The sequence below is a fragment of the Mesorhizobium sp. 113-3-3 genome, assembly GCF_016756495.1.
GTDB lineage: Bacteria > Pseudomonadota > Alphaproteobacteria > Rhizobiales > Rhizobiaceae > Mesorhizobium.
Window position 1 is genome coordinate 1,552,320 of record NZ_AP023243.1, and the last position, 24,474, is coordinate 1,576,793.

At 63.9% G+C, this 24,474-nt stretch carries 23 protein-coding genes; 13 read left to right on the forward strand and 10 right to left on the reverse strand.

Annotated features, from left to right (window positions below):
• The first annotated feature begins 7 nt into the window (after positions 1 to 7).
• Positions 8 to 466, forward strand: coding sequence for a hypothetical protein (locus JG746_RS07520; protein WP_202357572.1), 459 nt, complete (start codon positions 8 to 10; stop codon positions 464 to 466).
• A gap of 33 nt (positions 467 to 499) precedes the next feature.
• Here the strand turns inward: JG746_RS07520 and JG746_RS07525 are convergent, their stop codons facing one another.
• Positions 500 to 2,032: a sensor histidine kinase gene (locus tag JG746_RS07525; protein ID WP_202357573.1), complete on the reverse strand. Its 1,533-nt coding sequence runs from the start codon at positions 2,030 to 2,032 to the stop codon at positions 500 to 502.
• 145 nt (positions 2,033 to 2,177) lie between these two features.
• On the opposite strand from JG746_RS07525, the gene JG746_RS07530 reads away from it, so the two are divergent.
• Complete coding sequence (locus tag JG746_RS07530) at positions 2,178 to 2,351, forward strand: hypothetical protein (RefSeq protein WP_181823671.1); 174 nt, start codon at positions 2,178 to 2,180, stop codon at positions 2,349 to 2,351.
• A 29-nt stretch (positions 2,352 to 2,380) separates the two neighbouring features.
• Here JG746_RS07530 and JG746_RS07535 read toward each other — a convergent pair whose 3' ends face one another.
• Positions 2,381 to 3,301 (reverse strand): diacylglycerol/lipid kinase family protein, encoded by a 921-nt coding sequence (locus tag JG746_RS07535; RefSeq protein WP_202357574.1) that lies wholly within the window; start codon positions 3,299 to 3,301, stop codon positions 2,381 to 2,383.
• A gap of 284 nt (positions 3,302 to 3,585) precedes the next feature.
• Between JG746_RS07535 and JG746_RS07540 the strand changes: the two genes are divergently transcribed.
• On the forward strand, positions 3,586 to 4,893 hold the full coding sequence (locus JG746_RS07540) for a PRC-barrel domain-containing protein (protein ID WP_202357575.1): 1,308 nt from the start codon (positions 3,586 to 3,588) through the stop codon (positions 4,891 to 4,893).
• 104 nt (positions 4,894 to 4,997) lie between these two features.
• Here JG746_RS07540 and JG746_RS07545 read toward each other — a convergent pair whose 3' ends face one another.
• The gene (locus JG746_RS07545) at positions 4,998 to 6,563 is read right to left on the reverse strand and encodes an alkaline phosphatase family protein (RefSeq protein WP_202357576.1); all 1,566 of its coding nucleotides are present in this window, start codon (positions 6,561 to 6,563) and stop codon (positions 4,998 to 5,000) included.
• Between the two features lie 214 nt (positions 6,564 to 6,777).
• Here JG746_RS07545 and JG746_RS07550 point away from each other — a divergent pair, with 214 nt between their 5' ends.
• From JG746_RS07550 to JG746_RS07565, 4 genes are all read left to right on the forward strand, one after another.
• Positions 6,778 to 7,710, forward strand: a complete 933-nt coding sequence (locus JG746_RS07550) for a VOC family protein (protein ID WP_202357577.1) — start codon at positions 6,778 to 6,780, stop codon at positions 7,708 to 7,710.
• A gap of 4 nt (positions 7,711 to 7,714) precedes the next feature.
• Positions 7,715 to 8,326 carry an alpha/beta hydrolase gene (locus tag JG746_RS07555; RefSeq protein WP_202357578.1) on the forward strand — a complete coding sequence of 204 codons (612 nt, stop codon included), beginning with the start codon at positions 7,715 to 7,717 and terminating at the stop codon, positions 8,324 to 8,326.
• An 11-nt stretch (positions 8,327 to 8,337) separates the two neighbouring features.
• Positions 8,338 to 8,637, forward strand: coding sequence for a GNAT family N-acetyltransferase (locus JG746_RS07560; protein ID WP_010911871.1), 300 nt, complete (start codon positions 8,338 to 8,340; stop codon positions 8,635 to 8,637).
• Between the two features lie 147 nt (positions 8,638 to 8,784).
• A complete protein-coding gene (locus JG746_RS07565; protein WP_064981710.1) occupies positions 8,785 to 9,843 on the forward strand; it encodes a dipeptidase in 1,059 nt (352 codons plus the stop codon).
• 3 nt (positions 9,844 to 9,846) lie between these two features.
• Here JG746_RS07565 and JG746_RS07570 read toward each other — a convergent pair whose 3' ends face one another.
• Genes JG746_RS07570 through JG746_RS07585 form a run of 4 tightly spaced genes read right to left on the reverse strand, consistent with a single transcriptional unit; the run spans position 9,847 to position 14,532 of the window.
• Complete coding sequence (locus tag JG746_RS07570; RefSeq protein ID WP_202357579.1) at positions 9,847 to 10,095, reverse strand: hypothetical protein; 249 nt, start codon at positions 10,093 to 10,095, stop codon at positions 9,847 to 9,849.
• A gap of 2 nt (positions 10,096 to 10,097) precedes the next feature.
• Positions 10,098 to 11,357, reverse strand: a complete 1,260-nt coding sequence (locus tag JG746_RS07575) for an aminomethyltransferase family protein (RefSeq protein ID WP_202357580.1) — start codon at positions 11,355 to 11,357, stop codon at positions 10,098 to 10,100.
• Between the two features lie 3 nt (positions 11,358 to 11,360).
• The gene (locus tag JG746_RS07580; RefSeq protein ID WP_202357581.1) at positions 11,361 to 12,926 is read right to left on the reverse strand and encodes a phytoene desaturase family protein; all 1,566 of its coding nucleotides are present in this window, start codon (positions 12,924 to 12,926) and stop codon (positions 11,361 to 11,363) included.
• Complete coding sequence (locus JG746_RS07585) at positions 12,913 to 14,532, reverse strand: phytoene desaturase family protein (protein ID WP_202357582.1); 1,620 nt, start codon at positions 14,530 to 14,532, stop codon at positions 12,913 to 12,915. The genes JG746_RS07580 and JG746_RS07585 overlap by 14 nt, the downstream gene beginning before the upstream one ends.
• 253 nt (positions 14,533 to 14,785) lie before the next feature.
• Between JG746_RS07585 and JG746_RS07590 the strand changes: the two genes are divergently transcribed.
• The 5 genes from JG746_RS07590 (at position 14,786) to JG746_RS07610 (ending at position 19,894) form a co-directional block, all read left to right on the forward strand.
• Positions 14,786 to 15,574, forward strand: coding sequence for a methyltransferase domain-containing protein (locus JG746_RS07590; protein WP_202357583.1), 789 nt, complete (start codon positions 14,786 to 14,788; stop codon positions 15,572 to 15,574).
• 6 nt (positions 15,575 to 15,580) lie between these two features.
• On the forward strand, positions 15,581 to 16,267 hold the full coding sequence (gene betI, locus JG746_RS07595) for a transcriptional regulator BetI (RefSeq protein WP_202357584.1): 687 nt from the start codon (positions 15,581 to 15,583) through the stop codon (positions 16,265 to 16,267).
• Positions 16,268 to 16,315: 48 nt separating this feature from the next.
• Entirely contained in the window at positions 16,316 to 17,398 is a 1,083-nt protein-coding gene (locus JG746_RS07600; protein WP_202357585.1) for an ABC transporter substrate-binding protein, read from the forward strand.
• A 112-nt stretch (positions 17,399 to 17,510) separates the two neighbouring features.
• Positions 17,511 to 18,587: an extracellular solute-binding protein gene (locus JG746_RS07605; protein ID WP_202357586.1), complete on the forward strand. Its 1,077-nt coding sequence runs from the start codon at positions 17,511 to 17,513 to the stop codon at positions 18,585 to 18,587.
• A complete protein-coding gene (locus JG746_RS07610; protein WP_244730695.1) occupies positions 18,584 to 19,894 on the forward strand; it encodes a flavin monoamine oxidase family protein in 1,311 nt (436 codons plus the stop codon). Before JG746_RS07605 ends, JG746_RS07610 begins: the two co-directional genes overlap by 4 nt.
• Here JG746_RS07610 and JG746_RS07615 read toward each other — a convergent pair.
• Genes JG746_RS07615 through JG746_RS07625 form a run of 3 tightly spaced genes read right to left on the reverse strand, consistent with a single transcriptional unit; the run spans position 19,858 to position 22,719 of the window.
• Positions 19,858 to 20,931, reverse strand: coding sequence for an ABC transporter ATP-binding protein (locus tag JG746_RS07615; RefSeq protein ID WP_202359286.1), 1,074 nt, complete (start codon positions 20,929 to 20,931; stop codon positions 19,858 to 19,860). The genes JG746_RS07610 and JG746_RS07615 overlap by 37 nt on opposite strands.
• A gap of 52 nt (positions 20,932 to 20,983) precedes the next feature.
• Positions 20,984 to 21,805: an ABC transporter permease gene (locus tag JG746_RS07620; RefSeq protein ID WP_202357587.1), complete on the reverse strand. Its 822-nt coding sequence runs from the start codon at positions 21,803 to 21,805 to the stop codon at positions 20,984 to 20,986.
• Entirely contained in the window at positions 21,802 to 22,719 is a 918-nt protein-coding gene (locus JG746_RS07625) for an ABC transporter permease (protein WP_202352442.1), read from the reverse strand. The genes JG746_RS07620 and JG746_RS07625 overlap by 4 nt, the downstream gene beginning before the upstream one ends.
• A gap of 334 nt (positions 22,720 to 23,053) precedes the next feature.
• On the opposite strand from JG746_RS07625, the gene JG746_RS07630 reads away from it, so the two are divergent.
• Positions 23,054 to 24,472, forward strand: coding sequence for an aminotransferase (locus JG746_RS07630; protein ID WP_202357588.1), 1,419 nt, complete (start codon positions 23,054 to 23,056; stop codon positions 24,470 to 24,472).
• The last annotated feature ends 2 nt before the right edge of the window (positions 24,473 to 24,474 follow it).

Below are 24,474 nucleotides of genomic sequence, written 5' to 3' on the forward strand. Positions count from 1 at the left end.
CGCCCAGATGGGACTGTTGGCATCCCTGCTCTCGGGTTTCGCCTCGGGTGAAGCCGTGGCCGCCATACGTCGCGCACGTACGGCGGCCATCATCTATGCGATTGCCGCTTTGGCGGCATTCTGCGGTCTCGGCTTCCTGGTCGGGGCAGCCTATATCTGGGCCGCGGCCCGCTATGGATCGCTTGCGACAGCACTTGGTTTCGGTGTCGGTTTCCTGGTGATCGCCGGTCTCGTTCTTCTGATCCATCGGTTGATGTCCGGTAGCCGTGCCCGCCGGGAGGCAAGGCGGCGCAGCGCCGACATGAAGGCGATCGGCATCACGGCGGCACTCGCCGTGCTGCCGACCTTGCTCAAGGGAAAAGGTGGCCTCGGTGTCATTCTGGGGCCGGCCGTGGCACTCGCCGCCTATGCCATCTACCGCGAGAACGTGAAGCCCGACGATCCGGATGCCGGCGAGGGGAAATAGCTCCGGCGCCCCCGCCCTGGGATCAAAGATCCGTCATTTGGACAGATCTTCGAGTGGCATCGATATTTCGGCGAAGACGCCTTCCAGCCGGAATTCGTGGGTCACTTCGCTTGAAATGACCTTGGCCAGGCTGCGGCGGATGAGGATCGAGCCGAAGCCGTGGCGCTCCGGCGGCGCGACTTCAGGACCGCCGCTTTCGCGCCAGGTCAGCACCAGGCGTCGGTTGCCCTTCCTGCCTTGTGCCTTCCAGTCGAGATCGACCTTGCCCGATGCAATCGACAGCGATCCATATTGCAGCGCGTTGCTCGCCAGTTCGTGCAGGATCAGCCCCAGGCCGACCGCCTGGTCGGGCGACAGCAAGAGATCGGCGCCGGAAATCGCGATGCGCGGCTGGTCTGCGGTATCAAAGGGCCTGATCTCGATCTGCACGAGTTCGCGAATGCCGATGCCGCGCCACTCGCGGTCGGACAAGAGGTTGTGGGCGATGCCCAGCGCCTGAAGCCGGGCGCCGAAAGCGTCGAGGAATTCGCTGGGCTGGCGGGCATGACGCACGGTCTGCGTCGCCAGCGCCTGCACGGTCGCCAGCGTGTTCTTGACGCGATGGTTGAGCTCGCGCAGCAGAAGCCTTTGCCGCTCCTCGCCGAGCTTGCGTTCGGAAATGTCGTAGTTGACGCCGAAGATCAGCGTCGGCTTGCCGTCGCCGTCGCGCTCGATGACGCGGCCGCGCGTGGCCACCCAGCGCGGCGGATGAAAGTCCTTCACCCGGTATTCGCCGAAATAGTCGTCGCTGCCGGACAGGGCATCGCGAAAGCGGGTTTCGGTCTGGTAGACGTCGCGCGGATCGATGGCGGTCAGGATGTCGCGCGCCCGCAGCCGGGTCGAGCGCGGCAGGTTGAACAGTTCCGACAGCCGAACGTCGCATTCGATCATGTCGGCGCGAATATCCCAGGCCCAGCTGGCGAGCGAAGCCGCATCAAGCGCAATGGCGCGGCGCTTTTCCTCGCGCGCCAGGGCTGCCTCGGCGATGGCGCCGCTGCGTGTCGCGTCCTTCAAGGTGAACAGGCTGGCGGCAAGGCCGGCCAGCGTCTTCAACTGATCGAGCTTGGCCTGCGATGGAAAGGCATGCGGCTTGCGGTCGAGCACGCACAGCGTGCCGATCCTGGCGCCCGCCACCACCATCGGTGCGCCGGCATAGAAGCGCACATGATGCTTGCCGGTGACCAGCGGGTTGGTTTTGAAGCGCGGGTCCGTCGTCGCGTCCGTCACCACCATGGGCTCGTCGCCGGCAGCGATGGCATGGGCGCAGAAGGAAATGCCGGTCGCGGTTTCGCTCTCATCGAGACCGAAGCACGACTTGAACCATTGCCGCTCGATATCGACGAGCGTGACGAGGGCCGTCGGCGCCTGCATCACGGCCGCGGCAAGGCTGGTGATGCGGTCGAAATCCGGGTCGGCCGCCGTATCCAGCATCTCCAGCCCGTGCAGCACGGCCAGCCGGTCCTCGGCATTGACCGCGAGCGACACCTCGGCCGGCAGGCTTGCCCCTATTTCCGCCTTGCTATCCACCCCAATCCCCAAATGCCCGTGACGGTCTTCGCCGTCCTGCCGATCGGCCTGCCAAGCAGGCCTCCCGGAACCATCCTAACGAGGAACCGTTACCCGACCGTGATTTGCGGAGTGCGCCAGGCGCAAAACGAAACAAGGACCGGCCATGCCCAAGATCATTCCTCAGGACAAAGCGCGGCAGGGGCGATGGGGCTGGCACGGCCTGCGCATCCTGATCGCCGCGCTGCTTCTTGCCTTCGCGGCCTGGGGTATCGCCGAAATCTATGGCGAGGTGGCCAAGACACCGGCGACGCAGCAAGGAAGCGCTCCGAGTGGCTAGATTATCGGCCGTCATCGTTGGAGATCGCATCAGGCAGCCTTTGCTTGCGCGATGCTGGCCGGCACCAGGACATTCAGCGCGCCGGGCCGGATTTCGATCGTCGTCTCACGCTCGAGCCTGACCAGTTCGCCATCCATGACGGCTCGGAACTTCCTGCTGCCGGAATGGATCTTCAGGACGGTTCGGTCAGCCTGATGGATTTCCACATGCTCATTGTCGCGCCATCTGCCGCACGCCACATTGAAGAGGAATTTCACCAGTTCGGCGCGCTGCTGCGCCACCGTGACATAGATGCCGAGCACGCCACCTGCAGGGTTGTCCGCATAGGGCAAGTGGCCTTCGCCGAACAGATTGTTGGTGACGCCGATGCCCGAGATGCGCGCCGTCATCTCGGCCTTGCCTATAGCAAGCGTGACGTTCATCGCCGGAGGGTTGTTGATTGTCGCCCATGCCGCCTTGGCCGAAGCCCGGATCTTGCCCAGGCGCGAGCCGAATTCCATTCCCTGGCGCAATTGCACCATCCTGGCATGCATGCCGATCGAGAATTGATGAACGAAGGGCCGGCCGTTGGCGGTGGCCATGTCGACGGCGATGATCTCGCCGTCGGCGAAGGATTTCAATGCCGCATCGAGGGATTGCGGGATTCCCAGACCGCGCGCGAACAAATTCATGGTGCCAGCCGGCAAGATGGCAAGCGCCTTTTTCTTGTCCATCAGCCTCGCGGCCGCCGCTGAAATGGTTCCGTCGCCGCCACCCGCCAGCACCACATCGACGGTGCGGCGCGAGGCAGCGTTGTCGAGACCCTCCACCACGTCCTTGCCGGCGACCACATCGATGCTCAAGGAATGTCCCGCGGCTTCCAGCGTCTGACGCATCCTGTCGGAGAAGGCGGCGAGGTCGGTGGTGCGCAAGGTGCCGCCATCCCGGTTCAGCACCGCTGCAAATTTCATGCCCCGCTCCGTTGTGTCAGTCCAAAACGGCCGGAGGAAACCAGCCGCAGGCTGAAACGTAGCAGTGCGGGAAAGGTTCCGTCGGGGCGGTGCTATTGCTGGCGTGTTCTCCCGTCACCGTGCAACTGCTCCGTGTTTTCCCGTCCGCGAAATCCACGCCAATTTTGTCGGAACAACAGCATGGTCACGACGTTGTGAACCCGTAGAGATGCCGCGCCGGACCTTTCCGAGAACGGTCCAACCGGACGCGGCGCGCACGAAATCACACGTCAGGAGAGACCATCATGATCCGCACCCTCTTAGCCACGACCGCACTCGCAACGCTGATCGCGACGGGCGCCTTCGCGCAGACCGCGACGACTCCGGCTCCCGCCGACGCCCCTGCCGTTCAGGAGCCGGCCGTAGCCGCTCCGGTGCAACGCGCCGAAGGCAGCATCGTCACCAACATCATCGGCGAATCCGTCTATAACGGCACCGGCGACGATGCCGAGAACATCGGCAAGGTGACCGATGTCGTCTTCGACAAGGACGGCATGGCCAAATCCGTCGTCATCGGCGTCGGCGGCTTTCTGGGCGTCGGGGCGAAGAATGTCGCCTTCGATTACGACAAGCTGCAATGGGCCGAGAAGAACGGCGACCGCTGGCTGGTTGCCCAGACAAGCAAGGATGAACTGACGGCGCATGCGGAATTCGACAGCAAGCCTTATGGGCCCGCGCCGGCACCTGCCGCTTCGACGGATGCTGCAGCGCCCACGGCACCCGCGGCCACGGATACCGCGCAAGCGCCTGCCGCCGTTCCGGCCGAGCCTGTGAAGCGTGCTGATGGCAATCTTGCCACCAACATCATTGGCGAGACCGTCTACAACGGCACCGGCGACGATGCGCAGAACATCGGCAGCGTCAACGACATCGTGCTGAGCAAGGAGGGCAAGGCGCAATCCCTGGTCATTGGCGTTGGCGGCTTCCTTGGCCTCGGCGCCAAGAATGTCACCTATGATTTCAACAAGGCTCAGTGGGCCGAGAAGAACGGCGACCGCTGGCTGGTGGCCCAGACCACCAAGGAAGAGCTGCAGGCGCAGCCTGATTTCAACCGCAAAGCCTATGATCCGGTGCCGGCGACGACGGCATCCAATGAGCCGGCGGCAACAGCTCCGGCCGAGACAACGGCTCCTGCCGCGGCCCCAACGGATAAGACGGCCCAGGCACCGGCGGCCACCGCTCCTGACCAGACAAAGACGGCAGCTATCGACAAGTCGACGCTGACCGAGATGCCGATGGGAGAAATCAGAGGTGAAGACCTGAAGGGCGCGACGGTCTATGGCGCCAATGACGCCAAGGTCGGGGAGATCGGCGATGTCGTGCTGACATCCGACAAGAAGACCGATGCAGTGATCGTCAATGTCGGAGGCTTTCTCGGCATTGGCGAGAAGGAAGTGGCGGTTGGCTTGGATAATCTGAAGTTCATGACCGACAAGGACGGCAAGAAGTATCTCTACACGTCCTTCACCAAGGAACAGCTCGAGGCGCAGCCCGCCTATGACAAGGGCAGCTATGCCGAGAAGCGCGACCAGCAGCGGTTGATTGTGAAGTAGAGCAGTAGGGCAGTAGGGCAGTAGGGCAGTAGGGCAGTAGGGCAGTAGGGCAGTAGGGTGTGCGGCGTCGATGCCGGCATATCCAAACATACTGCCTTACTGCCCTACTCCCTTGTTGCCTTACTCACATGTCCCACCACGCCGGTTTCCGTCAACTCCGCCAGCGCCAGTGACTGGTCGAGGTGCTCGGCTCGCCAGCCCAGCAGCCGCTCGGCGAATTCCAGACGAATGGACAGATGCGCGGGGCTGGTGGCGAGGTTGGTCAGTTCACCAGGGTCCGTCTCGACGTTGAAAAGCAAAGGTGGCAAGCCGCCGCCAAAATGCACGTATTTGAATTTGTTTGTGCGGATGACAGCCAGGTTGCACTGGCGCGAAGCGATGCCGAAATGCGCCTCGGCCTCGCCGTCGGCGATAGAGCGGAAATCGAACTCCCAATGCGCGGCGTCGCGCCAGACGGCGGGGGTTCCGCCGCTCAGGAATGGTTTGAGCGACCATCCGTCGAGATGCGGTTCGGGGGCCTCGCCAAGCAGATCTATAAGCGTGGGCAGGATGTCCACCGCTTCGGTGAAACGATCCACCGTGCTGCCGGCAGCCTTGCCATGCCGCGGATCGCGGATGATCAACGGGATGTGGTAGCTGCCGTCGAAGTAGCCGCCCTTGCCCAACATGAAATGGTCGCCCATCATCTCGGCATGGTCCGAGGTGAGAACGATGATGGTGTCGTCCCACGCGCCTGAAAGCTTGAGCGCCTGCCATATCCGACCGAGTTGTGCGTCGACCTCCGAGATCATGCCGTAATAAATCGCCCGGATGCGGCGGAAATCGTCCTCGCTCCAATCGTGCACCTTGCCCGTCGCGCCGGGGCGGAACTTCGCGCGTCTCTGCCGGCTGAGATCATAGGCGATATAGGGATGGCTCTGGGCTTCGGCTCGCCAGCTCTCGGCGCGATGAAAGACCGGGCCGTCAGCCGGATCGTACAGCGTGTTGTAGGGCTCCGGTACGATGAAGGGCGGGTGCGGGCTGATGAAGGAGAGATGCGCGAACCAGGGCATGGCCTGCTCCTGTTCGCCGAGCCAGCGGATGAACTCACCGGCAAGGAAGGCCGCCGGCGTCTGGTCTTTCGAATAGATTGGCGGCGCCTCTGTCACTGCGTCTGCGGTGTCTTCATCGCCTACGGGGCGATGGATGTCCGGAGATCCGGCGCTGGCATCGATGCCTTGCTGCTTCAGCCAGGACAGCCACTGTTTCTGATGCTCCGGCAGCAATTGCCGCACCGTGAATCCGGGCAGCACGCCTTCATAGCTTTTCAGCCTTGGGTCGCGGGGCGTCAGCGGGCGCGGATCGAGCGACACGTCGGTGTAGCCGAACAGCGTCGGATCGTAGCCGATGCTGCGCGCATGCTGCGCGATATTGCCGTGACGGGCGTCCAGCGGTGAGCCGTTGCGGCAGACGCGGTTGTTCATCTGGTAGAGACCGGTGTAGAGGCACGCGCGGGCTGGAGAGCACGGCGCCGCACCGCCATAGTGCTGCCTGAACAGCACGCCCTCCGCAGCCAGCGCATCGGCGTTGGGCGTCTTCACCACCGGATGGCCAGCAGACGACAGGCAGTCGCCGCGCCACTGGTCGCAGGTGATCAGGAGAACGTTCGGGCGTCTGGCTTTTCCTGTCACTCGCTGTACCTTTCGCTGGCTCGTCGAATGCCATTCATGGAACCGATTTCCAGCAAGGGCGCAAGACCACCCCTGTTAGTCGATTGGTGAACAAAATTCTTTCCATCGTTCACTTTTACAGCACAGTCCATTCTGTGTTTGGCGCCTTTGCCGCAAGCGGTCGTGTCCTCATATTGGCGTGGACAGCACAAACAACAAGGGAAGGAGCGAGACAATGCTCGACCAGATCAAGGGCCTGCATCACGTCACCTCGATGGCCAGGGATGCCCGCCAGAACAATGACTTCTTCACCCACAAGCTCGGCCTGCGTCGGGTCAAGAAGACCGTCAATTTCGACGCGCCCGACGTCTACCACCTCTATTATGGCGACGAGGCCGGCACCCCCGGTTCGGTGATGACCTATTTTCCGTTTCCCAACATCGGCAAGGGCCGTCCCGGGGTCGGCGAAGTCGGCACCACGGTCTACTCCGTGCCGGAAGGCACGCTCGCCTATTGGGAAAAGCGCTTTGCTGACGAAGGCGTGAGCGGCGTTTCCCGCGAGGAGAGTTTCGGTGAGAAGCGGCTCAGGTTTGCCGGCCCCGATGGCGACGGTTTCGCGCTTGTCGAGGACAAGGCCGACGGCAGGGCGCCGTGGGCCAAAGGCGGCATTCCGACCGACGAGGCGATCCGCGGCTTTCACTCGGTTTCGCTCAGGCTGAAGGATGGCGGCGCCACCGAGGAACTGTTGAAATTCATGGGCTACGAGGAAGTCGACAAGTCAGGCAATGTCAGGCGGCTCGCCGTGAAGAACGGCAATGGCGCCGATGTCGTCGATATCGAATCGCTGCCGACCACGGCCTTCGCCGATCTCGGCGCCGGTTCCGTCCACCATGTCGCCTTCGCCGTCGAGAACCGAGCCAAGCAGCTCGAAGTGCGCAAGGCGTTGATGGACACGGGCTATGGGGTGACGCCGGTGATCGACCGTGACTACTTCTGGGCGATCTATTTCCGCACGCCGGGCGGCGTGCTGTTCGAAGTCGCCACCAACGAGCCGGGCTTCGACAGGGATGAGGACACCGCGCATCTGGGCGAAGCGCTGAAGCTGCCGACGCAGCACCAGCATTTGCGGCCCTATCTCGAACAGCATCTGCAGAAGCTGGAAGGCTGAGGTCATGAGCAAGGACGCTTACATCCACAAGGTGCTGCCCGGTTCGCCGGGCGGCCCCATGCTTTTCGTCTTTCACGGCACCGGCGGCGACGAGAGCCAGCTTCTCTCGCCGGGACGCGATCTCGTGCCCCAGGCCACCATCATCTCGCCGCGCGGCGATGTGTCCGAGTATGGCGCTGCACGCTTCTTTCGTCGCACCGGCGAGGGCGTCTACGACATGGACGACCTGGCGCGGGGGACGAGCAAGATGGCTGAATTCGTCAAGGCACATGTCGAGGCGGCGAAACCCTCGGCGGTGCTTGGCCTCGGCTATTCAAACGGCGCCAACATACTGGCGTCCGTGGTGTTCGCCGAGCCCGCGCTGTTCGACGCCACGGTGCTGATGCATCCGCTGATCCCGTTCGAGCCTGAGGTGAAGGGCAGCCTCGCCGGCCGTCACATGTTGCTGACCGCCGGCAAGCGCGATCCGATCTGCCCGCCGAACCTGACGACGCGGCTCGAGGCCTATTTGCGTGCCGACGGCGCCGATGTCACAGTGGAATGGCACGAAGGCGGGCACGAGGTGCGGCCAAATGAAATCGAAGCGGCCCGGCGGCTTTTCGCCAGGGTCGCCTAGGGAGTTTAGACATGCCTGACCAACTGCCTGAAATCGAACTGGAAGACCGCGGCTCCAAGGGTCGCTACGTGCTGCGTGGACCCGGCGGCGCCGAGGCCGAGATGACCTTCACCAAGATCGGCGAACACCAGATCATCATCGACCACACCGAAGTGCCGGACGCGTTTCGCGGCCAGGGCGCCGGGCTTCGGCTCGTCACCCGCGCCGTCGAGGATGCGCGCGCGGCGGGCAAGAAGATCATCCCGCTTTGCCCGTTCGCCAACGCCCAGTTCCGCCGCCACGCGGAATGGGCAGACGTGCTGAAGCACTAGGAGGCGCAGGCGCGTCCTCGATAGGCTGCAGCGGGGGGATAAAGGGGCAGTCCCCGCTGCCGGTTGGCTTTGTCATTTGCCGCGACCAGATATCTTGCCTAGATATGATGTCTCGCCGCGCCGACAAACGAACCGAATGATCCCCCGATGACCGAAACCGACCTCGTCCCCGTCTTCGACGGCCACAACGATACGCTGCTCAGGCTGTATCAGTCGAAGGACAGGGACGTCGAAAAGCTGTTCGTCGAAGGCAAGTCGGGCGGCCATATCGATCTGCCGCGCGCCAAGGCGGGCGGCTTTGCCGGCGGCATGTTCGCGATCTTTCCGCCGCCGGTCGAGAAAGCCAGGCGCAGCGCCGTGCCCCTGGCGCCGAGCGACAGCGAGCCGCTGCCGCCGGAGGTGCCGCGCGCCGATGCGCTCAACTCGACGATCGCGATGGCCTCGATCCTGTTCCGGTTGGAGCGGGCCGGGGCTCTGGCCGTCTGCCGCACCGCCGGCGATGTGCGAAACGCTATGGCCAAAGGCACGATCGCCGCGGTGTTCCACATCGAGGGCGTCGAGGCGATCGATCCCGAACTGACCATGCTCGACGTGTTGCATGCCGCCGGCCTGCGCTCGCTCGGCATTGTCTGGAGCCGGCCAAATGCCTTCGGCCACGGCGTGCCGTTCCGCTTTCCGTCCTCCCCGGATACCGGCCCGGGGCTGACCGATGCCGGCAAGGCGCTGGTCAAGGCCTGCAACGAGCTGAAGATCATGATCGACCTCTCGCATCTCAACGAGAAGGGTTTTCGCGACGTCGCCGGTCTCAGCGACGCGCCGCTGGTCGCCACCCACTCCAACGTGCATGCGCTCTGCACCCATTCGCGCAATCTCACCGACTGGCAGCTCGGCGCCATACGCGAGTCCGGCGGCATGGTCGGGCTCAACTTCGCCACCGGCTTCCTGCGCGAGGACGGCCGCATGAATGCCGACACCAGCCTCGACATCATGGTGCGTCATGTCGATTCCCTGCTGCAGGCGCTGGGTGAGGACGGCGTCGGCCTCGGCTCCGATTTCGACGGCGCCATGATCCCGGCCGTCATCGGCGACGTCGCCGGCCTGCCGAAGCTGATCGATGCCTTGGCCGCGCGTGGCTTCGGCCGTGCCCTGATCGAGAAGATCGCTTACCGCAACTGGCTGAGCATGCTCGAGCGCACGATAGGCTGAAGGCTACCGATCGAAGTCCATGCGCTTCAGCCAATCCTTGCCGACGCCGCGATCCCTGATGATCGGCAGCGGGTTCTCGGAATCCAGCCGCGCGCAGATGCGGTAGACTTCGAGTGTCTCGGCGCTCATCTCGCCGCGCTTGTAGAAGAACATGGCGGCGGCATAGCGGGTGCGTCCGGACCATTTTTCGCCGAGCGGCGTGTTGACCAACTCCCACTGCTCTGCGGCCTCCAGCTCTGCGTCGTCGGCCATGGTCAGAAATCCGCCGGCGGATTGGCGGTGCGGCGATCGAGCTTGATGAAGGGCCGCGCCACCACCTTGGCCCGTTTCATCAGCTTCTGATATTGCAGCTCGCGCATGGCGTAGATCTCGACCCACAGGTCTTCCACGACGGTATCACCATAGGGCCGCGCCAGCGAAGCGATGGCGATGTTGCGCTTGGCCATTGGGGACCACATGGCGGCGCTGACCAGGCCGACCTCCTGATGCTTCTTGTGATAGACGATGGCGTGTTCGGCCGGGATGTTGCCTTCGATCTCCAACCCGACCAGCACGTGGCGCAGCCTGCGCTTGGCGCGGGCCTCGAGGATGGCGCGGCGGCCGTTGAAATGGCCCTTTTCCGGATCGATCATGAAGCCGAGGCCGATCTCGTCAGGCCTGCGCAAGCGGTCGGCGCGGATGGCGTGCTCGGCGGTCGTGAAATCGGCATTGGCAACGATCAGCCCGGCCTCCAGCCGCGCGCGGTTGAGCGCGGTGTAGCCGATGGCCCGGATGCCGCGCAGTTCGCCGGCCGCCATCAACCGGTCCCACAGGCTCAGCGCCTTGTCGGCCGGCATGAACAGTTCGTAGCCGAGATCGCCGGTGAAACCGGTGCGCGAGATGGTGACGGTTGCGCCGTCATGCGGGAAATCGGCAAGGTCGAAAACCTTGAGCTTCTCGACGCCGGCAAAGCCCGCATCGCGCAGCACGGCAAAGGAGGTCGGCCCTTGCAGTGCCAGCCCAGCGATAGCCTCGGTCTCTTCCTCGACAGTCACGTCGAATCCGATTGCGCTGTCGAGCAGCCAAGGCAGATGGCGCTCCTGCGAACAGAGACGAAAGCGTGTCGGCGAGAGGCGAAACAGTGTGCCGTCGTCGAGGACAAAACCTTCGTCGTCGCACCACGCCGTATAGTGGACGCGGCCGGGTTTGAGTTTGGTGACGTCGCGCAAGGTGACGCGATCGAGGAAGGCTTCGGCTTCCGGCCCTTCTATCCGGTATTTGGTCATCGGTGAGATGTCGAACAAAGCCGCCTGGCTGCGAATGGCGAAATATTCCAGCTCCTCGTCCCACAGCGAATGCGGCGCGCGGTAGCCGGCCCAATTGTACCAGTCCTGGGTCTTTGCCAGCGCGTCCAGGCGCGGCTGGAATGGCGTGCCGAGGCGCAGCGTGCGGAAATGGGATTGCGCGGCGATGCGGGCGGAAACGGCCGCGTCTTCTGTCTTCGCAGCGGGCTTCTTCCTGGTTGCCTGGGCCATGGCCTATCCCTTCATCGCAATGATGCGTCGCGCGGCGTTGAGGCCGGGAGCGCCGGAGACACCGCCGCCGGGGTGCGAGCCGGCGCCGGCCAGGAACAGCCCTTCGAGCGGCGTATCGTAGCCCGACCAGCCTGAAATGGGCCGCGAGACCAGCATCTGGTCGGCCTGCAATTCGCCATGGTGCCAGTGGCCGCCGGGCATGCCGTAGCGCGCCTCGATATCGGCCGGCGTCAGAAGCTCGGCATGGACGACACTCTTGCCGACGCCGGGCGCGTAGGTCTCGAGCTGCGCCATGACGACCTCGAGGAATTTCGGCTTGCCGGTAGCCCAGCCTTCCCTGAGCGCGTAGGGCGCGTATTGCACCACCGCCGACAGAACGCAGGCGCCATCAGGCGCGAGCGATGGATCGGCGAGGCTGGGCAGGGTGATTTCCATCACCGGTTCGGGTGAGAATTCGCCATACTTGCATGGGTTGAAGGCACGCTCGACATGATCGGGCGAGGGCGCGATGACCAGCCGTCCCTTGTGAGCGGCGGCATCGGCGCCAGTGAACTGCGGCGGCCGGTCGAGCGCCAGATGAAGCTTGGCGGCGTCGCCTTTCATGCGGATGTTTTTCACCTTGCGGAGGAAGCCGGTGTCGATTTCGCGTGGCCCGACAAGGTCGAGGAAGGTGGTCGCCGGATTGATGGCCGAGACAATTGTCCTGGCGCGCAGATCCTCGCCCGTGTCGAGCGCGACGCCGATGGCGCGGCCTTTCTCGACGATGATTTTGGCTGCGGCAGCCGATGTGCGGATGGTGACGCCGGTCTTTTCCGCCGAGGCGCGGATGGCGGCGATGACGGCGCCCATGCCGCCTCGCGGCAGGACCTGAGCACCGGCCGCTCCGCCGGTCTCGCCGGCGAGGCGATAGTAAAGGCCGAGCAACGAGGTCGGCGAGCGCGGGCCGAGATGACTGCCGAGCGTCGCGTCGAAGGCGAGCAGGCCTTTCAGCCTGTCATCCCTGAGCTGTTCGTCGAGCAGGTCGGCGACGTTCATCAAGAGCACGCGCAGGAAGTCGCGCATGTCCTCCTTGCCGAGCTTCTTCAGCGCCAGCGCGGTCTGGCCGAGCGAAGCGGTCTCCAGCAGCGACATGCCGGCGAGATCGGGTGGGCGGCGCGAAAGGAAGGGTTTCAGGATGCCGGCATAGCGCAGCAGCTGCGCACGCAGTTCCTTCCAGGCCGACTGTTCCGAACTGCTGGCGCCGGTCAGAACCTCGCCATAGGCGCCATGCAGCATCAGCGCCGGACCGTCCTTCGACAGCGCCACCGACGGCAGGAAGTCGGCGCGGGTAAATTGCAGCCCATGCTTCTCCAACTCCAGCGTCTTCACCACATCGGGATGCAGGCGGTTCAACAGATGAGCGACCGACGAGGCGCGAAAGCCCGGGGCGAATTCCTCGGTGCGCGCCGCGCCGCCGACTTCGTTGCCTGCTTCCAGCACCAGCACCTTGCGGCCGGCTTTGGCCAGCGTGGCGGCGGCGACGAGGCCGTTGTGGCCACCGCCGATGACGATCGCATCAAATGACGTCATGGGCCGGGCTCATATGCGAGGTGGATTTGGCGAGATCGCGCAGGATTTCGGCGGCGGCATTGCGGCCGGGCGCGCCCATGACGCCGCCGCCGGGGTGGGTCGAGGAGCCGCACATATAAAGCCCGCCGACCGGCGAGCGGTATTGCGCGTAGCCCGGCACCGGCCGGTTGAACAGAAGCTGGTCGAAGGTGAGTTCGCCCTGAAAGATATTGCCTTCGGTGAGCCCGACCTCTGCCTCGATCTCGCGCGGCGTGCGCACCTCCATATGGACGATGCGATCGCGGAAGCCGGGCGAGTATTCTGATATCTGCGCAACCACGCTTTCGGCGAAGCCGTCGCGATCGGCGTCGGTCCAGTCGCGGCCGTTCACCTTGGGTGGCGCGTATTGCACGAAGCAGCTCATGAAGTGCTTGCCCGGCGGCGCCATGGTCGGATCGAGCGTCGTCGGGATGACCATGTCGAGGAAAGGATCGGCCGACCAGCGCCCGGCCTTCCAGTCGTCATAGGCGCGCTCCATGCGCTCCACCGAATCGGTGAAATGCATGTCGCCGCGATAGACCGGCGAGTCCTTCGGCAGTGCGGGGAATTCCGGCAGCGAATCGAGCGCGATGTTGACCTTGCCGGAGGAGCCGCGGATCTTGAAGTTCTTGACCCGGCGCAGGAAAATGTCGGGCAGTTCCTTTTCCTCGACCAGCTTCAGGAAGGTGCGTTTCACATCGGCATTGGAGACGACGAGCTTGCCGTAGACTTCCTCGCCGCCGGCCAGCACCACGCCCTTGGCCTTGCCTCTGGCAACCAGCACATGGTCGACCTCGGCGCCGGTGCGGATGGTGCCGCCCGAAGCCTTGAACGACGCGGCCAGCGCCTTGGTGACCGCGCCCATGCCGCCGCGCGCATAGCCCCAGGCGCCGACCGAGCCGTCGACCTCGCCCATATAGTGGTGCAAGAGCACATAGGCCGTGCCGGGCGACATCGGCCCGAGCGCGGTGCCGATGATGCCGGACAAAGCGAAGTTCGCCTTGATGACATCGGTCTCGAAATATTCGTCGAGGAAGTCCGAGATCGACATGGTCCAGAAGCGCAGTGTCAGCGCCATTTCTTCGGCCGACAGGCCGGCGAATTTCTTGCCGAGATAGAGCAGCTCACCGATATCGCGCGGCTTGAGACTGGTCGGGTCGGGCGCAGTGCGCATCAGCAGCGGCTGGATGAAGCGGCACTGTCGCGTCACGTCGCGGGCGTAGCGGTCATAGGCCTCGGCGTCGCGCCTGGAGAAGCGGGCGAATTCGCGGCGGTGCGCGTCATGGTCGCGGTAGTTGGCGAGATAGTCGCCATCCCTGGTGAACACCGCGCCGCCCTCATAGGAAATGACCTGCAGGCCGAAGCGCGGCAGTTCGAGGTCGCGCATGATTTCGGGGCGAAACAGCGAGCAGACATAGGAGCAGTTGGAATAGAGGAAGCCCGGCGTCAGCTCGCGGCTGGTGGCCGCGCCGCCGACCCATTCGTTCTTCTCCACCACCAGCACGTCGAGCCCGGCGCGCTGCAGATAGCAGGCATTGACCAGGCCGTTGTGGCCGCCGCCGATGATGATCGCGTCCCATGCCTTCATTGTGGCCCAGTCTCTTTGTTTCCGCGCAATTCCGAAGGGACCGCGCCGCGCGCTTTTCCTGGAATTGCTCTGTGCGACCCGCTGTTCATTTTTGCGTGATCTGTTCCCGAATGCGCGGAATTTGGCACGGCATCGGCCATTCTGTCCAGCCATTCTGAATGAATGTTCAACAAATGATATTGCGTTTTCCCCGACATGCGCTAGGCTTTGCGGCGTTCGAACTGAGCATTCGCCGATTGGGGATCGAGGGCTGATGATCGAAACGGCAGATGCCGAGTATGACGACACCGCCATCCGCTTCCTCGAGGCGCTGTGGGGCGAAGGCTACCTGTCGCCGGGCGGGCCCGAAGAGGTCGACCGGGTCGTCGAAGGGCTTTCGCTCGAAGGCAAGACGGTCCTCGATATCGGCTGCGGCTCCGGCGGCATCATCCTTCATCTGGTCGAGCACCATGGCGTGGCGCATGCCACCGGCTTCGATGTCGAGCAGCCGGTGATCGAGGCAGCCAGAGGGCGCGCCGCCGCGCGCGGGCTCTCGGACCATGCCGACTTCATCCAGGCGCCGCCCGGACCGTTGCCTTTCGCCGATCGCTCCTTCGATGTCGTCTTTTCCAAGGATGCGCTGCTGCACGTGCCCGACAAGGACAGCCTGTTCGCCGAAATCTTTCGCGTGCTGAAGCCGGGTGGCGTCTTTGCCGCCTCCAACTGGATGATCGGGCATGACGGTGAACCGTCACCCGAGATGAAGGCCTATGTCGCCGCCGAGGGGCTGTCCTTCGCCATGGCCTCGCCGGCGCGCTATGCGCAGGCGATGCGCCGGGCGGGCTTTGCCGACATCACCGTGCGCGACCGCAATCCCTGGTACCGGGAGGTGGCGCGCGGGGAACTCGCGCGGCTCAAGGGACCGCTCTACACCCGAGCCGCGGCAGCGGTCGGCGCGGCCTATGTCGACAAGAACATCAAGACCTGGGAGGCCATGCAGAAGGTGCTTGACAGCGGCGAGCACCGTCCCACTCATCTGCGCGGTTGGAGGCCGGTTGGATAGCCGGCGATGCTGGAGACCGTCACACCCATGAAGACTTCCGAGGCCAGGGACATTCCCGCCGAAACGGCGCAAAAGGGCGATGCCGAAAAGCGTGGCCGCAAGGCTTCGAAGGAGGTGCGCCAGCTGCAGTTGATCGAGGCGACGATCGACTCGCTGGCCAAGCGCGGCTACGCCGAGACGACGATGGCCGATGTCGCCGATGGCGCTGGCCTCTCGCGGGGCATCGTCAACTTCCATTTCGAGAGCAAGGAAAAGCTGCTGATCGCGACGCTGCAGCACATGTATGACGAGTATTCGGCGCATTGGCGCGCCTCCCTGCAGAAGGCAGGCGACGATCCGGCGCGGCAGCTGCAGCAACTGGTGTGGGCCGACTTCGACCGCTCGATCTGCAACAAGCGCAAGCTCGCCGCCTGGCTGGCCTTCTGGGGCGAGGCCAAGTCGCGGCCGACCTATCAGGCGCTGAGCAGTTCGCGCGACAATTATTACCAGCAGGTCTTCATCGATCTCTGCGCGACGCTCAAGCAGAGCGGCTCGTATGCCTATGAGCCGCAGGTGATGGCGCTGGCGCTGTCGGCCATGCTGGAGGGGCTGTGGCTGCGGCTGATGATGGGCACCGAGGATACGACGCGCGAAACAGCCTTGCAGGCGGCCAACGCTTTCTTGGCCGCTGCCTTCCCCAAGCACTACGGTTAGCAACAGCCGGCCGCCAAGACCGGCAAGACCAAAAGAGGATGGAACAGCATGAAGAACCTTAGCCGACGCCTGACATTGACATTGGCGCTGGGTGGCGCGCTTGCGGCTTCGGCGGCAGCGTTTGCCGTCGCCGCCGACAAGGATCTGATCGTGTTCGACTGGTCCGGCTATGAGGACCCGAGCTTCCATCCGAAATATGTCGAGAAGAACGGCGATTCGCCGACCTTCGCCTTCTTCGGCGACGAGGACGAGGCATTCGAGAAGGTGCGCTCGGGCTTCAAGGCCGATCTCGGCCACCCCTGCTCGCAGAGCGTAACGAAGTGGCGTGAGGCAGGCCTGCTGCAGCCGCTCGACACGTCGAAGATCACAGGCTGGAAGGACCTCAATCCCGGCATCATGGCAATGAAGAATCTCGCCACGACCGATGACGGCAAGGCTTGGTTCATGCCGTGGGACTGGGGCAACACGCAGCTCACCTATAACTCCTCCAAGATCGGCGCCAAGGACGTGCAGTCGCTGAAGGCGTTCGCCGATCCGAAGTTCAAAGGCCGGGTGTCGATCGGCGACAATGTCGACGACGCCTATGCGCTGGCAAGCCTTGCCATCGGCCTGAGGGATTGGACCAAGATGACGGACGACCAGTTCAAGCAGGCCTCCGACTTCCTGCGCCAGGTGCACAAGAACGTCCGCTCCTACTGGACCGACACCACCGATATCGTGCAGCTGATGAGCGGTGGCGAGGTCGACCTCGCCTGGGCCTGGAACGACGCGACGGTTCAGTCCGTCAAGGCGGGCGTGCCGATCAAGTCGGTAAAGGATACCAATGAAGGCATCTCGACCTGGGTCTGCGGCTATGTGTTGTTCAAGGATGCGCCCGGCAATGTCGACAAGGCCTATGATTATCTGAACGCCGTCAACGATCCGGAGACCGCCAAGGTGCTGGTCAAGGACTGGGGCTATGGCCAGGCCAACGCCAAGGGCATGGCCGGCGTCGACCCGGCGATCCTGAAGGAAAAGGGCTATGACGACGTGCAGAAATTCGTCGACAAGACGCTCTTCCAGTCGCCGCTGCCGTCCGATCTGAAGCTGAAGATGATCGCCGAATTCGAGAAGATCAAAGCCGGGTACTGATCTCGTCTCGACGTCCCGTCCGACGCCGATATGGCGGGCGGACGGGCCTCGCCAAAGCGGGTGATTTCTCCTAACCTCGCAGCAAGCTTTTTCGCGATGGGGGAGTTTCGCCATGACGCCAATGCTACGCCGCCTGGCGCTTGCCGCCGCCTGCACGATCGGCGCCGGCGCGGCCTATGCCTGGGCGGAAGGCGGCGGCGATCTCGTGGTGTTCGACTGGTCCGGCTACGAGGACCCGCTGCTGCATCCCGCCTACACCGCCAAAAATGGCGCCGAGCCGACCTTCGCCTTCTTCGGCGACGAGGACGAAGCCTTCGAGAAGATGCGGGCGGGCTTCAAGGCCGACATCGCGCACCCCTGTTCGCAAAGCGTGGCGAAATGGCGTGACGCGGGCCTGCTGCAGCCGCTCGACACGTCGAAGATCACAGGCTGGAAAGACCTCAATCCTGGCATCATGGCGATGAAGAACCTCACCACCACGGCCGACGGCAAGGCTTGGTTCATGCCGTTCGACTGGGGCAACACGGCGCTGCTCTACCGCACCGACAATGTGACGGCGGACGAGGCGAAGTCGCTGCGGATTCTGGCCGATCCGAAATTCAAGGGCCGGGTCACCATCGGCGACAATGTCGACGATGCCTACGCGCTGGCGAGCCTGGTCATCGGCCTGAAGGACTGGACCAAGATGACCGACGCGCAATTCAAGGAAGCGTCGGATTTCCTGCGCCAGGTGCACAAGAATGTCCGTCTCTATTGGACCGATTCGAGCGATATCGACCAGGCGTTTTCCGGCAATGAGGTCGACCTTGCCTGGGGCTGGGGCCAGACGCTGATCGCGATGAGCGGGCAAGGCGTTCCCGTCGCCATGAACCGCGATACCAAAGAAGGCATGTCGACCTGGGTGTGCGGGTACGTGCTGATGAAGGACGCGCCGGGCAAGCTCGACCAGGCCTATGATTTCCTGAACGCGGTCAACGCGCCGGACATTTCCAAATACATGGTCACGACGTTCGGCTACGGCCATGGCAACAGTGCCGGCATGGCCGCGATCGACCACAAGGTGCTGGCCGAGCGCGGCTTCGGCGACATCGACAAGTTCCTCGACAAGACGCTGTTCCAGCAGCCGGTCGCGCCCGAACTGAAGAAGCGCATGGTCGACGAGTTCGAGAAGATCAAGGCCGGATATTGAACGATAAAACCCAGAGAACCGACGTCGTCATCGTCGGTGCCGGCTTCACCGGCCTGTCGGCGGCGCTTGAACTGAAGCAGGCCGGCATCGATTTCCTGTTGCTTGAAGCGCGCGACCGCGTCGGCGGGAGGGTCGAGGCGATCCGCAACGGACTTGGCGAGCGCATTGACAGCGGCGGCCAGTTCCTGTGCGAGGACATGCCGGAAGTGATGGCGCTGGCGAAGGCGCGCGGCAAGACCTTCGTCGAAACCTATGTCGAGGGTGATTTCGTCACGCATCCGCCGATGCCGGCCAAGGACGCCAAGCAGACCTATCACGGCGCGATGGCGATCCGTGAGCGCATGAACGGCATCGAGCCGGACGACCCGTCGATAAAAGGCATGAGCGTCGCCGCCTGGCTCGAACGCCAGCCTGATCCTATCGATGCCAAGACCGCTTTCCGCTCGATGATCGAAGGCCTGTGGTGCCTGCCGATGGACAAGGTGCCGCTCTGGCACCTGATCGACAATGACCGGCGCATCACCAACGAGGTGCCGGAGCTGCAATATTTCCTGCGCGAGACGATGGAGTCGGTTGCCGCGGATCTGGCTGGTGACCTCGGCCACCGGGTCCGGCTCGGCGAAGCGGTCACGCGCATCGAGCATGAGCCGCAAGGCGTTCGTGTCGTCACCGGCAATGGCGTGATCGATGCGCGCCAGGTGCTGGTCGCGCTGCCGCCGGCGACGGCCGCGAAACTCGCTTTCGCGCCGGCCTTGCCGCCCTCCCTGAGGCAGGCGCTTGGCGTTTGGGAAAGCGGCGCGGTGATCAAGATCCTGGTGCGCTATCCCCGGCCGTTCTGGCGCGAGCGGGGCTTGAGCGGCATGGTGATGTGGCGCGATCTGCCGGGGCTGTTTGCCTGCGACGCCAGCACGGATGCGGAGCATGCCGCGCTCGTCGTCTTCGTCGGCGGGCCGCTGGCGTTGCGATGGCGTGCGCTCAGCGATGCCGCGTTGCGCGCGGAAGTGACGGCAAGGCTGGTGGCTGCTCTTGGTCCGGGCGCAGGCGACAGTGTTGATTTCAGCCAGCGCGACTGGATCCATGACCGCTGGAGCGGCGGCGCCTACAGCGACCTCATCGTCGATGCGACGGCGAGGGACGCCGAGAGGGCGATTCTCGCGGGTGCGCCGCCACTGCATTTCGCCTCTTCGGAACTGTCGCCGTCATTCCCCGGCTATGTCGAAGGTGCGATCGTCGCCGGGCGCATCGCCGCCCGCAAGATCATGGCGCAGCTTCAGTCGCCCATCGCCACCAGCGCCTCGGGATCGTAGGCGAGGCGGATCGGGGTGCCGACCGGAATGTCGTCGGCGCCGAAATCGTTGGTCTCGGTCACCGACAGCGGCTTTTCCAGTCCCGGTATCTCGACGATCAGATGGGTGATCTCGCCGAAATAGTGGCGTTCGACCACCTTGCCGGCGACCTCGAATTTTGCCGTGGCATTGTCCCACAGCACGCGCAGACGTTCTGGCCGTATGCCGAGCGTCGCCGCGCCGCCATTGCGCACAAAGGCCTTCGGCTTGTCGGTCTTGACGCGGCCGAAGCCGAGCGTGTCGACAATCAATGAGGCGCCGTTCTCCTCGACGATCTCGGCCTTGACGAAGTTCATGCCGCCGAGGAAGTCGGCGACCTGGCGGTTGACCGGCCGCTGGTAGATTTCCTTGGGCGAGGCGACCTGCGCGATTTTGCCACCGAACATCACGGCGATGCGGTCGGACATTGCGAGCGCTTCATACTGGTCGTGGGTGACCAGCACGAAGGTGATGCCGACCGCTTGCTGCAGGCGGCGCAGCTCGACCTGCATCTGCTCACGCAATTTCTTGTCGAGCGCCGACAGCGGTTCGTCGAGCAGCAGCACCTTGGGCCGCATCACCAGCGCGCGGGCGAGCGCCACGCGCTGGCGCTGGCCACCGGACAGTTCGGTCGCCAGCCGCTTGCCGAGGCCGGTCAGCGAGACCTGCGCCAGCGCCTCCTCGACGCGGCGCTTCTCCTCGCCGCCCTGAAGCTTCAGCCGCTTCAGCCCGTAGGCGACGTTCTGCTCGACATTGAGGTGCGGGAAGATCGCATAGCTCTGGAACACCATGTTGGTCGGCCGGCGGTTGGCCGGTATGCCTTCCATCGGCTGGCCGCCGACCGCGATCGAGCCGCTGGTCGGGTTGTCGAAACCGGCGATCATGCGCAGCAGCGTGGTCTTGCCACAGCCGGATGGGCCGAGCAGCGAAAAGAATTCGCCCTCCCTTATGGTCAGGGAGGCATCGTCCAGCGCCTTGAACGCTCCATAGCTGCGGGTGACGTTGCGGATCTCGATCATCGCCCGATCAGACTGGGCCCGATCCGATTGGGGGCGCTCGATCTGCGACTGGTCAGGCATAGAGGCCTCCCTCGTTCTGGGTGCGTATGGCCGCGCGGCGGCGCAGGATTTCGGCGATTGTCATCAACAGGAAAGAGGCAACCAGCAGCAGCGTGCCCAGCGCTAGCACGCCTGGCAGTTTCGAGGCGAAGCGCAACTGGCCCCAGATGTAGATCGGCAGCGTCGCTTCGGTGCCGGTCAGGAAGAAGGCGATGATGAACTCGTCGAGCGAGATGGTGAAGCAGACCAGCAGGCTGGAGATGATGGCCGGCGCCACCATCGGCAGCGTCACCCGGCGGAAGGTGCCGAAGGCGCTTTCGCCGAGATCGGCGGAGGCTTCCTCCAGGCTGCGATCAAAACCCTCGAAGCCGGAGGTGAGCACCGTCATCGAATAGGGAATGCAGATCAGGACATGGCCGAGCACGACGGTGAACAGCGACAGGCTGAGACCCAGCTGCAGCATCACCAGCAGCATCGAGATGGCGACGATGACCTCGGGCAGCACCAGCGGCGCCATGATCAGGCCGTTGATGGTGCGGCGGCCGGGATAGCGGTAGCGGGTGATCGAACGGGCGGCGAGGATGCCTAGCACGGTGGCCAGGACCGAGGCGCAGACGCCGACTTTCAGGCTGTTCCAGGCAGCGTCGAGCAAAGCCGGCGTGTGCGGCAGGTCCGCATACCATTGCAAGGTGAAGCCTGTGAGCGGGAATTTCGGCGTCGGCGCCGTGTTGATCGAGAAGATCGGCAGGAAGATCACGGGCAGATAGAGGAAGACGATATAGAGGAACGCATAGACGGACAGCCAGCCGCCCGACAGGAAGCGCCGCGCCCTCATCGTGCCAGCCTCTGCAGGGCGCGGATGATCAGCACCGTGGCACCGGCCATCAGGGTCACGATCAGCATGGTGGTGACCGAAAGCGCGGCGCCGAGCGGCCAGTTGGCCGCCTTGCCGAACTGCGCCTGGATGGCGTTGGCGATCATGACGCCGTCCTTGCCGCCGACCAGTTTCGGCGTGACATAGTCGCCGACGGTGGGGATCATGACGATGAGCGCCGCCGAAATGACGCCCGGCGCCGACAGCGGCAAGGTCACGCGCAGGAATGAGCGCAAGGGGCCGTCGCCGAGGTCGGTGGCGGCCTCGACCAGCGTGCGGTCGACCTTTTCCAGCGAGACGAAGATCGGCAGGATGGCGAAGGCCGCCCAGGCGTGGGTGAGGGTGATGATGACGGCGCTCGAATTGTAGAGCAGAGCGGTCGACGGCTCGTCAATTATGCCGAGGCCCATCAGGCCGGAATTCAAGACGCCATTATAGCCGAGGATGACCTTCCACGACATGACGCGCAGGAGATAACTGGTCCAGAACGGGATGGTGATGAGGAACAGCCACAGGCTCTTGTGACGGCCGCCATGGAAGGAAATGTAGTAGGCGATGGGGTAGGCGAGGATGACGGTGAACAGGCTGACCGTCAGCGAAATGTAGAGCGAGCGCCACAACAGATCGCGGTAGATCGGCTCGGTCAGCGCGACGCGGTAGTTTTCCAACGTGAAGGTGCGGTCGATGGTCAGATAGTGCTGCGTCCAGAAGGAGTGGGCGATGACCACCAGGATCGGCAGGACCAGCAGGATAAGGGCGTAGAGAAAGGTCGGACTGATCAAGGCAAAGCCCTGGACGGGCTCGGATTGCAGAAGGGCATTTCGTCTGGCCCGCGTCATGCGCAATGGAGGCGACCCTTCCACGGCCGCCGTCATTGCCAGACTCCGGAGGGCAGGGCTCCGGGCGTGATCTCGGTTGCTGGCCTGGACTGTTCCGCCATGCGCATCCCATCGTGATGGCGCCGGCTGTTTGTTCCCACTTTATCCTCGGAACGCGATCGGACGCAAAACCGGTGACCACTTTTGCTGGTCGCGTTCCTAGCTTGCCGGCTTTCTTTCATCATGCGCGCATCCGTGGATTGAAATCAAGCGCTATTTCTGAGATATTGATTGAACGGACATTCAAAATCAGGTGAAGAAAGCCGTCATCTGCGGTATTGCCACCGAATTCGAGGTCCTTGAAAAAATCGAAAGAGATGTGGAGACGACGATGGCTGCGGTGAGGGATCTGAAGGCGACCGAAATGGCGGCGGCAGGCGGCGACGATGCCATTGAACTGGGCAAGCGCCACCTCATCCAGCCCTGGCCTTATGCCGGTTCCGTCGGCGCCGAAGCCCGCGCGCTGATCGGCGAAGGCGACGGTATTTACATCACCGACAACACCGGCAAGCGGCTGATCGACGGGCCTGCCGGCATGTGGTGCGTCAATGTCGGCCACCGCCGCGAGGAACTCGCCAGGGTGATGTACGATCAGGCGATGGCGCTGTCCTACAACACGCCCTGGTACACGATGAACGCGCCGTCGGCCGAACTTGCCATGCGCATCGCCGGCCATGCGCCGGGCGATCTCAGCCATGTCTTCTACACGACCGGCGGCTCTTCGGCCGTGGAGACGGCGCTGCGCTTCATGCAGTTCTACAACAATGTGCGCGGCCGCCCGGAAAAGAAGCTGATCCTGTCGCGCGGCGGCGCCTATCACGGCTCGACCTATCTGTCGGCCTCGCTCAACGGCCGCCCGCGCGACCGCGACTGGATGGACGGCGCCGACGAGCTGGTGATCAAGCTGTCCTCGCCCGACCCGTTCCGCCGCCCGAAAGGCATGAGCGTCGCCACCTTCACCGACTTCCTCGTCGATCAGTTCCGCGACACGGTCGCCCGTGTCGGCGCCGACAGAATAGGCGCTTTTGTCGGCGAGCCGGTGCAGGCATCGGGAGGCGTCGTGATCCCGCCGGACGGCTATCTCAAGCGCATCCGCGAGATCTGCCGCGACTACGACATCCTCTACATCTCCGATGAGGTGGTGACAGGCTTCGGCCGGCTTGGCCATGTCTTCGCCTCGGGCGAGGTGTTCGGCATCGATCCCGACATGATCACCTTCGCCAAAGGCGTCACCTCAGGCTATTTCCCGCTCGGCGGCGTCATCATCTCGGAACGGCTGCTGGAAGAGTTGCGCCGCTCGAACCATCCAGACGCAATGTTCGGCCATGGCCTGACCTACACCAGCCATCCGGTCGGCTGTGCCGTGGCGCTGAAAAATCTCGACCTGCTGGAAGAGGGCGTGCTCGCTCACACGCAAGCGGTCGCGCCCTATTTCCAGGCGCAGCTCAAGACGCTGGAAGAACTGCCGTTGGTCGGCGAGGTGCGCGGCGCCGGGCTGATGGGCTGCGTCGAATGTGTCGCCGACCGCGAAAGCAAGGACCCGCTGCAACTCGACAAGGATGTCGGCAAGCGCATCGACGCCCACTGCCATGAACTCGGCCTGCTGGTGCGGCCGCTGATCAACATGTGCGTGATGTCGCCGCCGCTGATCATCACGCGCGAGCAGATCGACGACATGGTCGGCATTTTGCGCGAGGGCATTTCGCGGACCATGGATGATCTGCGCCGTGAAGGTGTGTGGCGAGGGTGAGG

Coding starts and splice junctions, on each gene's coding strand:
- JG746_RS07520 (WP_202357572.1), top strand. CDS start 8: ATGGGACTGTTGGCATCCCTGCTCTCGGGTTTCGCCTCGGGTGAAGCC.
- JG746_RS07530 (WP_181823671.1), top strand. CDS start 2,178: ATGCCCAAGATCATTCCTCAGGACAAAGCGCGGCAGGGGCGATGGGGC.
- JG746_RS07535 (WP_202357574.1), bottom strand. CDS start 3,301: ATGAAATTTGCAGCGGTGCTGAACCGGGATGGCGGCACCTTGCGCACC.
- JG746_RS07540 (WP_202357575.1), top strand. CDS start 3,586: ATGATCCGCACCCTCTTAGCCACGACCGCACTCGCAACGCTGATCGCG.
- JG746_RS07550 (WP_202357577.1), top strand. CDS start 6,778: ATGCTCGACCAGATCAAGGGCCTGCATCACGTCACCTCGATGGCCAGG.
- JG746_RS07555 (WP_202357578.1), top strand. CDS start 7,715: ATGAGCAAGGACGCTTACATCCACAAGGTGCTGCCCGGTTCGCCGGGC.
- JG746_RS07560 (WP_010911871.1), top strand. CDS start 8,338: ATGCCTGACCAACTGCCTGAAATCGAACTGGAAGACCGCGGCTCCAAG.
- JG746_RS07565 (WP_064981710.1), top strand. CDS start 8,785: ATGACCGAAACCGACCTCGTCCCCGTCTTCGACGGCCACAACGATACG.
- JG746_RS07570 (WP_202357579.1), bottom strand. CDS start 10,095: ATGGCCGACGACGCAGAGCTGGAGGCCGCAGAGCAGTGGGAGTTGGTC.
- JG746_RS07575 (WP_202357580.1), bottom strand. CDS start 11,357: ATGGCCCAGGCAACCAGGAAGAAGCCCGCTGCGAAGACAGAAGACGCG.
- JG746_RS07580 (WP_202357581.1), bottom strand. CDS start 12,926: ATGACGTCATTTGATGCGATCGTCATCGGCGGTGGCCACAACGGCCTC.
- JG746_RS07585 (WP_202357582.1), bottom strand. CDS start 14,532: ATGAAGGCATGGGACGCGATCATCATCGGCGGCGGCCACAACGGCCTG.
- JG746_RS07590 (WP_202357583.1), top strand. CDS start 14,786: ATGATCGAAACGGCAGATGCCGAGTATGACGACACCGCCATCCGCTTC.
- betI (WP_202357584.1), top strand. CDS start 15,581: ATGCTGGAGACCGTCACACCCATGAAGACTTCCGAGGCCAGGGACATT.
- JG746_RS07600 (WP_202357585.1), top strand. CDS start 16,316: ATGAAGAACCTTAGCCGACGCCTGACATTGACATTGGCGCTGGGTGGC.
- JG746_RS07605 (WP_202357586.1), top strand. CDS start 17,511: ATGACGCCAATGCTACGCCGCCTGGCGCTTGCCGCCGCCTGCACGATC.
- JG746_RS07615 (WP_202359286.1), bottom strand. CDS start 20,931: ATGATCGAGATCCGCAACGTCACCCGCAGCTATGGAGCGTTCAAGGCG.
- JG746_RS07620 (WP_202357587.1), bottom strand. CDS start 21,805: ATGAGGGCGCGGCGCTTCCTGTCGGGCGGCTGGCTGTCCGTCTATGCG.
- JG746_RS07625 (WP_202352442.1), bottom strand. CDS start 22,719: ATGACGGCGGCCGTGGAAGGGTCGCCTCCATTGCGCATGACGCGGGCC.
- JG746_RS07630 (WP_202357588.1), top strand. CDS start 23,054: ATGGCTGCGGTGAGGGATCTGAAGGCGACCGAAATGGCGGCGGCAGGC.